We start from the raw sequence: 16,744 nt of genomic DNA on the forward strand, positions 1-16,744 counted from the left end.
TTCGTTTTAAGTTTAACATTTTTTTTAGAAAAATTAAAATAATCCTCAAACGCTAATAAAACGTTAATTGTACGTTTTATTTTTAATTGAATAGTTGTTTTTTTATTTTTTAGCGTGTTGAGTGTCATGGGGTTGAGAGGATTATTTCTTTTTAGGTTTATGAAATAATGATTAAAAATAGATTTTTTTACTTGTAAGTTTTTACTGTTAAAAAGCCGTTTTGTAAGTAATGTTTTATCGGTAAGTGTTTAAATTACAAGATAATATGTATATCTTAGCTAGAACTAATTCAAATAAATTATAACTATGAGTAAAATTCTACATTTAAAATGTCTGATGTTTCTATTTTGTATAGGTCTATCAGGAGCGGCATTAGCCCAAGAAATTTCGGGAACTGTAAAAGATGATTCTGGTGCCTTACCCGGAGTTTCTGTAATTGTAAAAGGTACGTCAACAGGTACAACCACAGATTTTGACGGAAAGTATAATGTAAAAGCAAAAACAGGTGATGTTTTAGTATTTTCGTACGTAGGTTATGAAACGCAAGACAAAACCGTTACAGGTATGGTTATGAACGTTACCATGCAATCTGGTGTTGCCTTAAATGAGGTGGTGTTAATTGGATCTAGAAATAAATCTAGAACATCTATTGATACACCGGTGCCAGTAGATGTTATTGATATGTCGCAAATTGCTACATCAGGACCGCAAACAACTATTACTGAGATTTTAAATTATGTAGCGCCTTCATTTACATCAACAACCCAAACGGTTTCAGACGGTACAGATCACGTTGATCCAGCCTCTTTAAGAGGTTTAGGGCCAGATCAGGTTTTGGTTTTAATTAATGGAAAAAGAAGGCATAAATCATCATTAGTAAATGTAAATGGTACAGTTGGTACAGGTACAGTTGGTACAGATATGAACTCTATTCCTACGGCAGCAATTGAAAGAATAGAAGTTTTAAGGGATGGTGCGGCAGCCCAATATGGTTCTGATGCTATTGCTGGGGTGATTAACCTTGTTCTTAAAAAAGCAACAAACGAGCTGACTTTAAACGTGAATTCGGGTGCAAATATGAGTAAGCACTCTAATCAATATAATGATGGTGGTACTGATGGTGAAAAATTTCAATTAGATGCTAACTACGGTTTAGATTTAGGAGATAATGGCGGATATATTAACTTTACGGGTTCTTTAAGTACAAGAGGAGCAACCAACAGAAGTGATTCAATGGGGCAACCTATTTATACTATGTTTGATATTGCTACTAGAACATTAGGTTATGATAATGCTTTTGCTATGGATCCAAGTGATTTAGCTAATTACGTTGCAGGTTTAGATCCAACATTACAAACTGTTTATGATAATGGTGTTGCGGCAGGCAATTCTTTTTTAGATATTATTAATTCAGATTCGGCAACTTTTGTTGGTGATACAGCAAATTCTTCTCCTATTTCTGATTACGAATTGGCACAACGTGGTTTAACTCGTGATGATTTTAGAATGAAAGTTGGACAGTCTAAATTAAGAAGTGGACAGTTTATGATGAACATGGAAATACCTCTAGATGATAATGGTTCTGCGTTTTACTCTTTTGGCGGCATGAGTTTTAGAGATGGTATTGCAGCAGGATTTCATAGAAGGCCAGCCTATACAGATGGAAGGGCAAATACAGCGGCTTTACCTGATGGATTCTTACCACATATTTCTTCTCGCGTTATTGATAGGTCTTTAGCAACAGGTATTAAAGGAAAAATAGGTGATTGGGATATCGATTTCTCTAACACTTATGGTGTAAATAGTTTCGATTTCACAATTAAGAATACGGTTAATGCAACCTTAGGTGCATCGTCACCAAGAGAGTTTGAAGCAGGTGGGTTTTCTTTTTCTCAAAACACTACAAATTTCGATTTATCAAATTTTTATGAGGATACTTTTGAAGGTTTAAATGTTGCTTTTGGTGCGGAATATAGGCTTGAAAATTATCAGTTAATTGCAGGTGAAGAAGCTTCTTATTCAAAATATGATACAAACGGAGAAATTGTTACAAACTACACAGATGCGAGTAATATTGTAACGAGTTATTTTGGTGAAGGTGTTCCTGGTGGGGCTCAAGTTTTTCCTGGATATAGACCAGAAAATGAAGTGGATCAAAATAGGAATAGTTATGCTGCTTATGTTGATTTGGAAGCAGATTTAACAGATGCCTTTTTATTAAGTGCAGCATTGCGTTACGAGAATTTTAACGATTTTGGAGAAACCTTCAACTGGAAATTATCTTCTAGATATAAATTATCAGAAAACACAGCAATACGTGGTGCAATAAGTACGGGTTTTAGAGCTCCAGATTTACATCAAATTTATTTTAATGCTACCGCAACGCAATTTGTTGCAGGTATTCCAATTGAGCAAGGGACTTTTGCAAATAATAGTAGATTAGCCGATTTGTTGTCGATTCCAGAACTGGAAGAAGAAACTTCTTTTAACGCTAGTTTAGGGTTTACTGCTAAAATACCGAGCGCTGGTTTAAAAATAACTATTGATGGATATATGGTTAATGTTGATGATAGGGTTGGTATAACAAGAAGTTATACACCTTCTACAACAGAGCAACAAGAAATTTTTGATGCTGCAGCTGCAGGTGCTGCTAAATTCTTTACTAATGGTTTTGATACAGAGTCTAGAGGGTTAGATATTGTAATAGATCATAAAACAAGTATTGGTGCTAATGGAACTTTAAATAATATATTATCTGGAACGTTTTCTAAAACAGAAGTAAAGAATGTTAAATCTATTCTTGGAACAGAAATTTTAGATGAAACACTTAAAGGGTATATTGAAGATGCAATGCCAAGAGCTAAGGTGAATTTAACGAATAATTACTCTAATGGTGATTGGAATTTTATGTTACGTAATGTTTATTTTGGTTCGGTAAATGATCCTGATTTTAGAGGTTCAACTACACCAGTTACTTACGGAGAAAAAATTATTACAGATTTATCTTTAACTTATAGTTTTTCTGATAACCTAAAACTTACAGCAGGAGCTAATAATTTATTAGATGTTTATCCAGATGAGGTTCCTTTTGAAGGTTCTCAATACGGAGATCAATTTATATTTTCACGTAGAACCTCTCAATTTGGTTTTAACGGACGTTATGTATTTGGTAGATTAACATTTGTTTTAAAATAAGAATTAAAGTGTTTATTAATATTAAAAGCCTCGTAAATCAATCGATTTACGAGGCTTTTTAGTTTATATAATTATCTTATTTTTAAGTCATACCGACTATGAGGTGTCGCGAAAAAATTTCATGAGCATACGTCTATCTAGCGATTACAGATGCTTTCCTAAAACTAAAAACCCAGACGCTTCAATTAAGAAAGTCTGGGTTTTCGCTATTAATCGAGTTAGTCACACAATTAAATTAATCTTCTATTCTTTTATTCGTATTAAAAACTTCTTTGTTATCAATTGGTTTTAAAGCTACAACGCGATTGCTGTATATTTTCATTTTAGACCTTGTTACTAAGTAAAATAAAATAGGTACAACTATTAGTGTTAAAAAGGTTGCAATAAATAAACCATAAATTACGGTCCATGCTAATGGTCCCCAGAAAATAACGTTATCTCCACCCATATAAATATGAGGGTTGAATTCACTAAATAAGGTGAAAAAGTTAATGTTTAATCCAATAGCTAACGGTACTAGCCCTAAAATTGTTGTGATAGCTGTTAATAATACTGGGCGTAAACGTGCTTTTCCTCCTGTAATAATAGCTTCTAGAAGTTCAGCTGTTTGTAAATACTGATCTTCTTCTAGGTTATGTTTCGCTTTCTTTCTGTCTATTAAAAGTTGGGTGTAATCTAATAGTACCACACCGTTGTTTACTACAATTCCGGCAAGTGAAATAATTCCCATCATGGTCATCATGATAACGAAAGAGCTTCCTGTAAGTACAATTCCTCCAAACACACCAATTAAACTTAAAAAGATGGCTAGCATAATAATTCCTGGTTTCGACACCGAGTTAAATTGGAATATTAATATGAAGAAAATTAAACCTAAACCTGTAAAAAAAGCGCCCATTAAAAAGGCCATTTGTTTGTTTTGTTCTTCAATTTGCCCCGTATAATCTATAGTAACATCAGAAGGCTTTTGGGTAAAGCTTTTCATTTCATTTTGTATTTTAGAAACAATAGCAGCGGCATCGGTATAACCAGGAGCCAATGCAGAGTAAAGTGTTACAACACGTTTTACATCTTTATGTTTTATAGCACTAAAACCAGAGGTGTTGCTTTGTTTGGCAACTGCAGAAACCGGAATCTCTTTAACTTGCCCAGAAGCCATGTCTCTAAATGTCATTTTCTGATTGAAAATAGCACTAGTATTATAACGGTCTTCCTTATTGAAACGTACATAAATATCGTAATCTTCACCATCTTCTTTATAAATACCGGCTTTAGATCCGAAAATTGCATTACGTAATTGCTGACCAACTTGCCCTGTGGAAACACCTAGTTCTCCGGCCTTCTTTCTATCTACAATAACTTGCATGGATGGTTTAGATTTATTTACATCAATCTTTAATTCATCTATACCTTGTACGTTTTTAGAGTTTATAAAATCGCGCATGCTTTCTGCCGTAGCAATAAGTTCGCTATAATCATTTCCTTCTAATTCAACGTTAATAGGGTAACCTGCAGGCGGTCCGTTGGCGTCTTTTTCGACAGAAATAGCAATACCAGGATAAACATCTTTTAAATCGGCTTGCACCTTTTTAAGTAGTTCTTGACTATCTGCACCTTCTCTAAATTTGTACTCGCGCATACTCGCGGTAATTTTAGCACGGTGTGGCATTTCTGCAGCAGAACCACCATCGGTTTGCGGATTTCCAGCGCCTTCACCAACTTGAGACACAGCGCTTTCTGTTAAAAAGTTGAAATCTCCACTCATGTACATATCGTCGTTTAAGATTTTATAAACACGACCTTCGATTTCTTTTGTAATGGCATTGGTTTTTTTAATATCTGTACCTTCAGGGTACTCGATATAAACAATAATTTGATTTGGTTTATTGTCGGGAAAAAATTCTACTTTAGTACGTTGACTTCCTACCGATGCGCCAAAGCCCATAAAGGCTACAATTAACAAGATAAATGTAACAACGGTGATAAGTATTGGCTTTCTGCCACTCAAGGCGTAACGTAGCGATTTCTCGTAAGCTCTCTCCCAAACAGGTAATATTTTATTTTGAAAGCTATTAGACCAATTTCTAAGGAATAAACGGTAAATCCAAAGTAGAACAACAACAGATACCATTAGTGTTCCTAAGGCATTATAAGTACCGCCTAAGAGCATGATTAAGAGCCCGATGACTCCAAATATTACTGAAATTCTTATAATTTGTTTTAAAGGCATATTTTTATCCTCAACTGTCATGTATTTAGATACTAAAACAGAGTTAAAAAAGATAGCCACAAATAATGAAGATCCTAAAACTACCGAAAGCGTAATCGGGAAGTACTTCATAAACTGCCCCATAACGCCAGGCCATAAACCTAAAGGAATAAAGGCGGCAACTGTAGTTGCTGTAGATATAATAATTGGGTAAGCAATTTCGCCAATCCCTTTTTTAGCAGCTTCAACACGACTCATGCCTTCTTCACTCATAAGGCGATATACGTTTTCTACTACTACGATACCGTTATCTACCAGCATACCAAGCCCCATGATAAGTCCGAAAAGAATCATGGTGTTCATGGTGTAGCCTAATAAGTCTAATATCATTAAAGACATGAACATAGACATCGGGATCGCAAACCCAACAAAAAGTGCATTTTTAAATCCTAAAAAGAACATTAAAACGGTGACAACTAGTATGATACCAAAAATAATGTTGTTTACTAAATCGTCTACTTGCCCAATGGTTTTAGAAGATTGGTCGTTAGCAATAGTAACTTTTAGATCTGGTGGAAATACGTTTTTTATGGCATCACTAACAATAACTTCTATTTGTTCGGCTGCTGCTACCATGTTTTTACCAGCACGTTTTTTAACGTCTAGCATTACCACTTGGTGTCCGAATTCTCTAGCGTAAGTAGTTTTGTCTTCGTCTTTAAAGCTGACTTTAGCAACGTCTTTCAAGTAAATAGGGTTGTTCATTTCAGATTTTACAACAAAGCCTTCTAGTTCTTTCGGGTCTTCAATTTCACCTAAAATTCGAATGGTACGTCGTTGTCCGCTAGAAATTAAATTTCCGGCAGACATAGTCATGTTTTCTCTTCCGATGGCATTAATAATATCGTCGAAACTTACTTGAGCAGCCATCATTTGGTAGATGTCTACAGCAACCTCAACTTCTTTTTCTTGAGCACCACGAATGTCAACTTGTTTAATTTCTTGAAGGTTTTCAATTTCATCTTCAAGATATTCTCCAAACTCCTTAAGTCTATCTACAGGATAATCTCCAGAGATATTAATGTTTAGAATGGGTATTTCTTCCGACATACTTAAATCGAAAACATTAGGTTCTACCTTAGCTCCGTTAAATGTTGGCCAATCTTCTCCCGAAGATTCCGAATCTATTTCATCTTTAACCTTTTGTTTGGCAGCTTCAACAGTAATTTTTTCGTCGAATTCTACAACTACAATAGAGTAATCTTCTTGCGATGTTGAGGTGATTTCAACAACATTACTTAAGGTTTTTAATTTATCCTCAATTGGGTCGGTTATTAGTTTTTCAATATCCTCGGCAGTATTCCCAGGGTAAATAGAACTAATATAAATTTTAGTTTCTTTAATTTCTGGAAAGTTCTCTCTAGGCATGCTAAAGTAAGAACCTGTTCCGAGAAAAAGTATGAGCGCAATTAAAACATACATTGTTGTTTTATTGTCTATTGCCCAAGACGCTAAGCGAAATTCTTTTAGTACTTCTTTCTTCTTTTTAGTCATCAGTATTTAATCTTTAGACGTTAGTATTATTGGTCTAGAATTTAGAATGATTTTATTCAATGTTTAAAATCTTTACACTTTGTCCATCTTTTACACTTCTGGCACCTTCGTTTATAATTTCGCTTCCGTTTTCTAGTCCAGAAAGAATTTCTATGTAATCGCCTTGCGTTTTTCCTGTTTCAATAAAAACACGTTTTGCTTTAGCTTGGTTATCCGTTTTGTCGCTAATAGAATAAACATATTGTTTGCCTTCAGCATTTTCTGAAATAATACTTTGCGGAATAAGTATAGCGCTGTTGTTGGTGTAATCGTTAATTTTAAGCTTTGCCGTTAGGTTAGGTTTAATACTTCTGTCTTTATTATCGATAGCTATTTCAACTTTAAACGTACGGTTTGATGGGTTGATAAAGTTTCCTGCCTGACGCACTTTAGCATCTATTTGTTTGTTAAGAATAGGGAAGTCTACTTTTACATCTTTCCCTGGTGCTAATTCAGTAATGTAACGCTCAGGCACATCAGTTTCAATGTACATGTCTTGAAGGTTTACAATACGAAAAAGTTGCGATTGTCCTGGAGAGACTACGCTACCTTGCTCTGTAATAACATCGTCTATAGTTCCTGAAAAAGGAGCTCTAACAATAGTTTTACTTAACTGTTGTTGCAGTTGTCCAACAGCTTGCTCTTGTGCATCGTAATTAGCTTTAGCTTGTAGGTATTGAATTTCGCTACCTATTTTTTGGTTCCATAAACGTTCTTGACGTTCAAAGGTTGTTTTTGCTAAAGCGGTTTGAATTTTTAATTGAGCTAATTGTTGGTTTAATCCACCATCGTCAATTTTAGCAAGCGATTGTCCTTTAGTTACACGTTGGCCTTCTTTAACATATACATTAGATAAAACGCCCGAATATTCTGGATAAATAACAATGTTTTGTTTTGTGTCTACGTTACCTTGTAATTCCACATAGTGTTGAAATACGGAGTGTTTAGCTTCAAAAGTAGTAATTAAAGGAATTTTTTCTAGAGGGTCTATTTCCTTAATTTTTGTTTCTAGAAGTTTTAGTTGCCCTGCAAGTTCTTGCTCAATAGTTTCTAACTCGGCTTTCTTTTGGTGAATTAATTCTAGGTTATTAGTTGCAATAACATCTTCTACAGATTGCTTTTTTTCGCTACCACAAGAAGAAAGAACTAACGCTATGGCTAAGAGTGAATATATATGTTTCATTGTATTGTTGATTTTAGTAAATTTTATTTTGATGATGAATTAGTTTATTTGACTAGTTATGGTTTCTAAAGCTACTTTGTTGTTTATAACATTAAGCATAGCTTGTAGAAACTCTTGTTGTGCTGTGTAAAGTTGCGTTTGTGCTTGTCTTAAATCGAAACTAGAAGCAATACCTTCAAAAAACTTGGTTTGGTTTTTAGTTTCAATACGTTCGGCAAGGTTTAAGTTTTCCTTTTTATTGGTGTACTCTTCAATAGCAAATTGATAATCACTTTTAGCCGATGCAATTTGAAGTTTTAATTGTTGCTCGGTTTCTGTTAAATCGTCTTCAGCTTTTTCTAAGTTGATTTGAGCACGTTGCATTTTAGATTTTGTTGCTCCAGACGTAAAAATAGGCACACTTAATTTAGCTCCAAAAATGGCATAACCGTAGTATTTTTGATCACTATTGAAAAACGTAAATTCAGGACTATAAGCGCTATAACCACCACTTAAAAAAGCACTAAGCGTAGGTAGATTTTTGTATTTCTCTAATTTTAATAATAGTTCTTTAGATGTTTTATCGTTTTCGGCAATTTTATAATCTATGGTGTTTTCTACACTGAATGGATTATCAATTAAATCTAAATCGATGTTTTGAGCCGTTAACGTTTCTAGGTTATCGGTAAGTGTTGTATTGTTATCAATATCTAAACCTAAAGTGATATTAAGCATTTGGTAAGCTACTTTTTTCAATCTAATGCTATTGTTTAGGGTGCTTTTAATGCTAGATAATGTTATTTTTAATTGCTCTACACTTTCTTCTTCCTCTAAACCGTTTTCGTAAATTTTGGTAATTTCATCAAGATTTTTTTGAAGTGCCGTTTTATTACGTTCTAAAATAGCAACACTTTCTTCTGTTAGCAAAACGTTGCCATAAGCATTAACTACTGCTTTTTTAACTTCTAAATCTGTTTTAGTTTTAGCATTTTTAGATATTTCTAAATATACTTTGGCCGATTGTAAACCAACAATGTAAGAACCGTCAAAAAGTAACTGACTTAGCGTTGCAGAACCAATTAAACTTTGTTCCAAGCCTAAAGCAAGTGCTGTGTATTCGCCTTCTGGACCACCAAAAGCAGAGGCTTCAACAACTTGTAGTTGCTGCTTTATACTGTTTTGGTAGTCTACGGCTGCATTAAGTTGTGGTAAACCTGCTGCGGTAGTTTCCCATTTTTGTTCTTTAGCGGCATCTATATCTCTAGAAGCATTTTTTGCCGTTCTATTATTTTCAAGGGCAAAATTTATAGCAGCATCTAAAGAAAAGCTATTGGTTTCTTCTTGAGAAATAGCCGTTATAGAAACTAATAAACTAAAAAATATAATTAGTTTGTTTTTCATTTTATGATTGAGTTTTTGTTATAAATTTATTTAAAGTTTCAAATCCTTTTTCGGTAACAATGGCTCTTAAGTGGTATTCTAAGTAACTTTCCATTAAGTAATCCATAGAGAATAAATCTGTTGGAAAAATGGTGCCATCCTTAATACCCGTCATTCCATTAAAATACATTCTAGAAATAAAATTGATATCTATATTGGCACGAAATAGGCCGGTGTCGATACCTTTTTGAAGGCTATCACTAACGGAATCGTGCATTTTTTCAAATTGTTTTAAATGCAGCGTTGCATAAATTTGAGGGTAATATTTTTTAAGTTGAAATTGAGGAGACGATTTTTCACTCTCTAAATGATTCATTACAAACATTTTTATATCGTATAATTCCTCAATAGGGTTTATGGAATTACAGCAAATATTGTCTATGCCATTGCAAATAACATCGAAAACAGAAAAAGAAACCGCTTCTACTAACTTGGTTTTATTGGCGAAATGCACGTAAATGGTTTTTTTAGAAATGCCCATTTCGTGAGCAATATCGTCCATTGTAACGCTTTTAAACCCTAGGTTTAAAAACAAATCGGTGGCTTTATGTACTATTTTTTCTCTCATAATTCGTGGCAAATGTACAACAGGAAACTTTAAAAACAAAAATAGTTTCCTGAGTTTTAATCATTTTTTAATATTAAATTTACTTTCAGGGTTTTTAATATGTTCAATTCCTTTATTTTTGCGCGATGCTTTCAATAGAAAAATACCAACACGAGTTTATAGAATATTTAGAAACGTATTCTACTGTAAAAGAGCCTGAAAATCTTTACGCGCCAATTCAATATATTTTGGAGTTAGGCGGCAAAAGATTAAGGCCAGTTTTAACCTTAATGGCTGCCGATATTTTTGGAGACGATTATAAAAATGCCTTAAATGCCGCTTTAAGTATTGAGGTGTTCCATAACTTCTCTTTAGTTCATGATGATATTATGGACGATGCACCTTTGCGTAGAGGACATGAAACGGTGCATGAAAAATGGGATATAAATACAGCTATACTTTCGGGAGATGCTATGCTTATTATGGCGTACCAACTTTTTGAAAATTACGAGGCTCCGGTTTTTTTAGAGCTTGCTAAGTTGTTTAGTAAAACGGCTTTAGAGGTTTGTGAGGGTCAGCAATATGATGTTGATTTTGAAACTAGAACAGATGTTAGTGTACCTGAGTATTTGAAAATGATTGAATACAAAACTGCGGTTTTAGTTGCTGCTGCCATGAAAATGGGAGCCATTGTTGCGAAAGCTTCAAAAGAAGATCAGGATAATATTTATAGTTTTGGTCGTTATTTAGGTATAGCATTTCAATTACAAGACGATTATTTAGATGCTTTTGGTGATCCAAAAACCTTTGGAAAGCAAGTTGGTGGTGATATTATTGAGAATAAAAAAACCTATTTATATTTAAAAGCTTTAGAGTTTTCTAATGAGGAAGATATTAAGGCATTAAGCCAATTATTTGCTTCTAATCCAGAAGATGTTACAGCTAAAATAAAAACTGCAAAACAATACTTTGTAAATTCAGGTTCGGCGGAAGCTACTAAAAAAGCAATACTAGCTTATACTGAAAAAGCCTTTGCGGTGTTGGAATCTTTAAATATTTCAGAGGATAAAAAAGCCATGCTTAAAACGTTTGGTAGTAATTTAATGAACCGTACGGTTTAAGTTTTTATTTTTTCCACGGAAGTGTAAATTTACATGATGCAGTTACCCACTAGTTTTGATAATTTAATTGAAGAAGCAAATGCTTTAAATTTATATAAAAAACTGATTTTACAGCTTAACAAAGATTTTTTGTTGGCCAATGTAGATTTAGATTTTCATGAAGAAGTTTTACCGTCTAGCTTGAAGTTACTGCTTCATGAAACGGTTTACAGGCTTATTCAAGAAAAATTTAACGAGTATTTAAATTTGCTTTACATTATAGATGTTCCCGAAAAAGATGTGAAAGCTTTAAATGGAGATGATGTTTTAAAACTATCGGAAGAAGTTATGTTTTTAATTTTGAAACGAGAATGGCAGAAGGTTTGGTTTAAAAATAAATATTCTTAAAATTTAATAAAGATGTTTTTATCCTATTTAAAAATATCTTCATATATTTGTATTATAAAATAAGTATTATGTTTTCTAAAGCTTGTGAGTACGGAATTAAAGCAGCAATTTTTATTGCTACAAAATCCTATGAAGACAAGCGTGTTAGTCCCAAAGAAATAGCCGAGAAAATTAATTCGCCTCAGGCATTTACTGCAAAAATATTACAATCTTTAGTACGTAATGATATTGTGAGTTCTGTTAAAGGGGCTTACGGTGGTTTTGAAATACAAAAAGATAGAATTAGTCAGGTTAAATTAGCCCAAATTGTAAAAGCGATCGATGGTGACAGTATTTATATAGGCTGTGGTTTAGGCTTGGAAAAATGCGATGAGAATCACCCATGTCCGGCACACGATAAATTTAAAATTGTTAGAGATGAACTTCAGAATATGCTAGAGAACACAACTTTAGAAGAGTTGGCGCTTAATATTAAATCGGGATCTGCATTTTTAAAGACATAAAAAAATTTGAATATAAATAGGATAAATTTATCCGAAATAAAATAATTATGGAAACACTACATAAAGACGCACAAAAACACATCGGGCAATTTGTAGCAGAAGATTTTAGAACTGCTGCTGTTTTTTCTAAGTATAAAATAGATTTTTGTTGTAATGGTAATCGATCTGTGGAAGCTGCTTGCGAAAAAAAGGGAATAGATAGTAATATGTTATTAGAAGAATTGGAGTCTGTACTGAGCACAACTACTGGCCAATCTATAGATTATAAATCTTGGCCATTAGATTTACTGGCAGAATATATTGAAAAAACGCACCACAGATATGTGGAAGAGAAAATACCGGTGCTGCGCCAGTTTTTAGATAAGCTTTGTAGAGTGCATGGAGAACGCCATCCCGAACTTTTTAAAGTGAACGAATTGTTTACAGCTTCGGCAGGAGAGTTATCGGCTCATCTAAAAAAAGAAGAACTTGTGCTTTTTCCTTTTGTAAAAAAAATGGTAAAAGCAACTTTAGATCATAACGCTATTGAAGCACCACATTTTGGTACAGTTAAAAACCCAATAGCTATGATGATGAGTGAACATGATAATGAAGGTGAACGTTTTAGACAAATAGCTGAACTTACAGATAATTACAACCCGCCGGCAGATGCCTGTAATACTTATAAAGTAACCTACGCTATGCTTGATGAGTTTGAGAAAGATTTGCATTTACACATACATTTAGAAAATAATATTTTATTTCCAGAGGCGATAAAATTAGAGAAACGTTTTGCTTAAACGCACAGTGTAATTGTTGTTTTAATTCCGAAATCCTAGAGTATTGGTCTAACAATATTCTAGGGTTTTTGTTTGTCTATAAGTATCGGTTTTTAATAAGGTTTAAGTGTTTAACTATTTGTTTAATTGGTGTTTATGTGATTTTGGTCATGTTTTTTTTAGTTTTTTTAAAATAAATTGAAGGACTAATCGGCAACATTATGAAAAATATACTCTTACTTTCGGATTTTTCGGCTAATTCCATAAACGCCATACATTACGCCATGCATTTTTTTAAGAATCAAAAATGTAAATTTCATCTCATGAATGTGCATAAAATTGGGAGTTTCACTTCCGATGATTTAATGCGTTTCCCTGGTGAAAGTATTTATCAATCTATTACGCGAGAGCCTAAAGGGAAACTTTATGTGCTAAAGGCAGAATTAGAGAATACGTATAAAAACTTCGATTATCAATTTGAAATTCATATTGATTTTGATGTATTTATTGATGCTATTAATCAGGCTGTAGTAAGCAGAAATATAGATTTTGTTGTTATGGGAACCAATGGTGTTACTGGTGCCAAAGAAATTTTATTAGGCAGTAATACCATTAATGTTATCAGGAAAGTGGATTGTAAAATATTGGCTATTCCAGAAGGTTACAGGTTTACACCTATTAAAGAGTTACTTTTATCTGTAGGGCCTAGAGATGTTATAGACGGAAATCAATTTACCGATTTGTTAGAGTTTATGGAAACCTATCAATTACACCTCAATGTTTTAAGGCTTATGCCGAATAAAGAAAATCTAGACATAGTAAAACAAGATAGATCTAGCTTATCTATATTAAATTGTAAATATAATGTTGTAAACATGGTACCTATAGATTATGCTGTATTAGGTTATTTGCAAACAAATACTGTTGATTTTATGGCTTTGTTTGTAAGGCATGAAGGCTTTTTAGAGCATTTGTTTTCAAAAGGAAATACTAAAATCAATATTTCTAAATTACCAAAACCTATACTCGTGTTGCACAATTAGTTTTATATTTATTTACCATAAAAAGGTTTACTATATTTAGTGTGCCAGAAACCATAATAATGCCTAAAAAGTTAGTAGTAATTTGTTTATTTAATTTCTTAATTGCAGCCTTATTGGGTTTAGCTTTACGTTATTCCTTTTTAAATTCTATAGGTTTAAATTATAGGTTTTTAACCCATGCGCACTCTCATGTTGCTATGTTGGGTTGGGTGTATTTAATGCTTTATGTTTGTATTGTACATTATTTTATTCCTGAAAAAAAGCCGGTATACAACAAGTTATTTTGGGTTACTCAGTTTGCTGTTTTGGGTATGGTTTTAAGTTTTCCATTTCAAGGTTATGCTGTGGTTTCAATTTCATTTTCAACCTTGCATATTTTTTGTAGTTATTATTTTGCTTACTTAGTTTGGAAACATCATAAAACGGAATCACCAGTTACTAGCCGTTTATTAAAAACAGCGCTCGTGTTTATGGTAACCTCTACTATTGGGGTTTGGTGTTTAGGTCCTGCTGTTTCTATGTTGGGGCAAGCTTCTGCGTTTTATCAAATAGCAATTCAATTTTTTTTACATTTTCAATTTAATGGTTGGTTTTTAATTGCTGTTTTGGCTGTGTTTTTTCATCTTTTTAAAATAGGAAATTCTAAATTATTTAGTGCTTTCTATTGGGTTTTAATCGTGTCAACTGTATTAACGTTTGCTCTACCTATTCAATGGTTTGCACCGCATATGGTATTCCCTTTGATAAATGGTGTTGGCGTTGTGTTACAATTAGTTCTACTTGTTTTATTTGTAAAACTTATTAAGTTTAAGGAGAATAAAGTGGCTAGTGGAGATAATCTTGTCGTAATTAATTTGTATCGTTTTGCTGTGTTGTGTTTTGTTTTAAAAACCATTTGTCAAGCATCTTCTATTTTTTCGGAATTTGCCAATGCGGTTTATGGACATCGCAATTTTATAATTGGTTTTATCCATTTATTAATGCTTGGTGTGGTTTCTGGGTTTTTGTTTGCCTTCATTCTGAAAAACAATTTACTCTCTTATTCTAAAACTGCTTATCTTGGGATATATAGTTTTTTAGGAGGTTTTGTTTTAACGGAATTAATGTTGCTTATTCAGGGGTATAAGTTTTTTACAGGAAGCGGGTTGCTACCAAATTATTACCAATTATTGTTTTATTTCAGTATTTTATTGCCTTTCGGAATCACTTTAATACTGTTTAATTTAATTCGAAAAAAACAAGATTAAAAGGTTTTGTTTTAGTTGTAAACAGAAATGTAATACACCTATTAATGCACTGTTTTAAGTATGGTTTCAATAGTTTCTTTATTATCAACTCCCAAACCTTCTTGTTGATGTATTAATTCACCAGCCGGATTAAACACACTTATAATATTAGAGTGCGAGAAATCGATAGGAGAAATTTGTTTGTATTTCATAGAAAGTACATTAGCAAATTCGCGAACGCTACTTTCTGTGCCTTGCAAAAACATCCACTGTTCACCATCCATAATATTCTCAATAGCGAAAGATTTTAAGCGTTTTGGTGTATCGGTTAATGGATCGATACTTATTAAAACAAACTGAATATCTTTAATTTTCTCAGGAGGAAGTTGTGCTTCAATGTTTCGCATATCGGCAACTAATCTTGGGCATGCTGCTTTGCACGAGGTGTAAATCATTACCATCACTAAAGTTTTTCCTTTTAGTGCTTTGAGTTCAATGGTTTTGTTTTCTTCGGTTTGCCATTTTGAGGTTAGGTTAAATATCGATTCCTCGGAAATGTTATCGTCGTTTTTTATAATTTTAGCTGTTTCATTAATGGCTACTAAATCCATTTTACAAACAGCGCAATTCCCTGATGTGCTATAAGTTTTATCACCTTCGCAGGCCATTGGGCATTTAAAAACTTGAGAAACTTCAGTATTTTTATCAGACTTGCAGCTTTGTAGTAACAACCCTGAAGTAAATAGTATAAGGATGAATTTTAATGCTTTCATAATAATTAATTTTTAACAGGTTTCACGCAACGGAAACCTAGGTTTTTCATAGCGTATTTTGCTTTTAAACTTCCGCGTATAGCATAGCGCATAAAGGCAGCATAGTTCATTAAATCGGTGGCGTTTAAAGAGGCGCTTCCGCAAAATAAATTTGAATCTTTATCAACATCTTTTCGCGATTCACCTGTAATTAAAACAGAATTGAAATCGAGTGTCCATTCCCAAACCAAACCGTGTAAATCGTAAACACCCCAAACATTTTTCGGGTGTAACCCGATAGTGTCTTCATTAGAGTGCGGCGCTTCATACCAAGCTAGTATTTTTTTATTAAACGATGGTTTAACGCGTGCATCTCTTGTGGTTTCGTCTGCCATGGCTGCATATTCCCATTCGTCTACGGTTGGCAAGCGCTTACCTTGGCATTCGCAATAGGCTTTAGCTGCATACCAAGATATATAGGTTGCTGGACTGTTTAAATTTTCTGTAGGTTTTAATTCTAAATTAGAATTCCAGTTTGCCAAATAGCTTTTATCCGAAAATAGTTTTAGAATGTTAGATTTTTGCCATTTTGGATTTTCTTTTAAAAAATTGAGATACTCTAAATTTGTAACAGGGTAGATGTCCATTTCGAAATTTTTAACTTCTACAACCGTCGAGTCCCTGCCATATAGAGGAATATATCGGCTACCTTCTATAAAAACCATACCTTTAGATTGGCTATGTGCCAATGTTTGGACAACCAACAAAACAAGCAAGAATCTAAAGGTTAGGTTTTTCATAATATTAA

The 16,744-nt window shown here is 33.3% G+C and carries 13 protein-coding genes; 7 read left to right on the top strand and 6 right to left on the bottom strand.

The features are described 5' to 3' along the window. The first annotated feature begins 306 nt into the window (after window positions 1-306). Window positions 307-3,195, top strand: coding sequence for a TonB-dependent receptor (locus tag BM246_RS07650; protein WP_074936905.1), 2,889 nt, complete (start codon window positions 307-309; stop codon window positions 3,193-3,195). A 235-nt stretch (window positions 3,196-3,430) separates the two neighbouring features. Here the strand turns inward: BM246_RS07650 and BM246_RS07655 are convergent, their stop codons facing one another. The 4 genes from BM246_RS07655 to BM246_RS07670 are packed head-to-tail and all read right to left on the bottom strand — an operon-like array spanning window position 3,431 to window position 10,167. Then, complete coding sequence (locus tag BM246_RS07655) at window positions 3,431-6,958, bottom strand: efflux RND transporter permease subunit (RefSeq protein ID WP_074936907.1); 3,528 nt, start codon at window positions 6,956-6,958, stop codon at window positions 3,431-3,433. 52 nt (window positions 6,959-7,010) lie between these two features. Then, window positions 7,011-8,180, bottom strand: a complete 1,170-nt coding sequence (locus BM246_RS07660) for an efflux RND transporter periplasmic adaptor subunit (RefSeq protein WP_042496498.1) — start codon at window positions 8,178-8,180, stop codon at window positions 7,011-7,013. A 39-nt stretch (window positions 8,181-8,219) separates the two neighbouring features. Further along, entirely contained in the window at window positions 8,220-9,560 is a 1,341-nt protein-coding gene (locus BM246_RS07665) for a TolC family protein (RefSeq protein WP_074936909.1), read from the bottom strand. A gap of 1 nt (window position 9,561) precedes the next feature. Then, window positions 9,562-10,167, bottom strand: coding sequence for a TetR/AcrR family transcriptional regulator (locus BM246_RS07670; RefSeq protein ID WP_042496500.1), 606 nt, complete (start codon window positions 10,165-10,167; stop codon window positions 9,562-9,564). Window positions 10,168-10,292: 125 nt separating this feature from the next. Here BM246_RS07670 and BM246_RS07675 point away from each other — a divergent pair, with 125 nt between their 5' ends. The 6 genes from BM246_RS07675 (at window position 10,293) to BM246_RS07700 (ending at window position 15,205) form a co-directional block, all read left to right on the top strand. Further along, on the top strand, window positions 10,293-11,267 hold the full coding sequence (locus tag BM246_RS07675; protein ID WP_074936911.1) for a polyprenyl synthetase family protein: 975 nt from the start codon (window positions 10,293-10,295) through the stop codon (window positions 11,265-11,267). A gap of 36 nt (window positions 11,268-11,303) precedes the next feature. Then, on the top strand, window positions 11,304-11,654 hold the full coding sequence (locus BM246_RS07680) for a hypothetical protein (RefSeq protein WP_042496792.1): 351 nt from the start codon (window positions 11,304-11,306) through the stop codon (window positions 11,652-11,654). 68 nt (window positions 11,655-11,722) lie between these two features. Continuing rightward, window positions 11,723-12,157 carry an RrF2 family transcriptional regulator gene (locus BM246_RS07685; RefSeq protein WP_074936913.1) on the top strand — a complete coding sequence of 145 codons (435 nt, stop codon included), beginning with the start codon at window positions 11,723-11,725 and terminating at the stop codon, window positions 12,155-12,157. A 47-nt stretch (window positions 12,158-12,204) separates the two neighbouring features. Next, the gene (ric, locus tag BM246_RS07690; protein WP_074936915.1) at window positions 12,205-12,936 is read left to right on the top strand and encodes an iron-sulfur cluster repair di-iron protein; all 732 of its coding nucleotides are present in this window, start codon (window positions 12,205-12,207) and stop codon (window positions 12,934-12,936) included. Between the two features lie 200 nt (window positions 12,937-13,136). Next, on the top strand, window positions 13,137-13,958 hold the full coding sequence (locus tag BM246_RS07695; RefSeq protein WP_074936917.1) for a universal stress protein: 822 nt from the start codon (window positions 13,137-13,139) through the stop codon (window positions 13,956-13,958). A gap of 59 nt (window positions 13,959-14,017) precedes the next feature. Then, window positions 14,018-15,205 carry a hypothetical protein gene (locus BM246_RS07700; protein WP_074936919.1) on the top strand — a complete coding sequence of 396 codons (1,188 nt, stop codon included), beginning with the start codon at window positions 14,018-14,020 and terminating at the stop codon, window positions 15,203-15,205. A 41-nt stretch (window positions 15,206-15,246) separates the two neighbouring features. On the opposite strand, the gene BM246_RS07705 is transcribed toward BM246_RS07700, so the two are convergent. Further along, the gene (locus tag BM246_RS07705) at window positions 15,247-15,957 is read right to left on the bottom strand and encodes an SCO family protein (protein WP_074936922.1); all 711 of its coding nucleotides are present in this window, start codon (window positions 15,955-15,957) and stop codon (window positions 15,247-15,249) included. A 5-nt stretch (window positions 15,958-15,962) separates the two neighbouring features. Next, window positions 15,963-16,736: a formylglycine-generating enzyme family protein gene (locus tag BM246_RS07710; RefSeq protein WP_074936924.1), complete on the bottom strand. Its 774-nt coding sequence runs from the start codon at window positions 16,734-16,736 to the stop codon at window positions 15,963-15,965. Window positions 16,737-16,744: the final 8 nt, after the last annotated feature.

It is taken from the genome of Algibacter lectus (assembly GCF_900112395.1).
In the GTDB taxonomy this organism is placed as follows: domain Bacteria; phylum Bacteroidota; class Bacteroidia; order Flavobacteriales; family Flavobacteriaceae; genus Algibacter; species Algibacter lectus.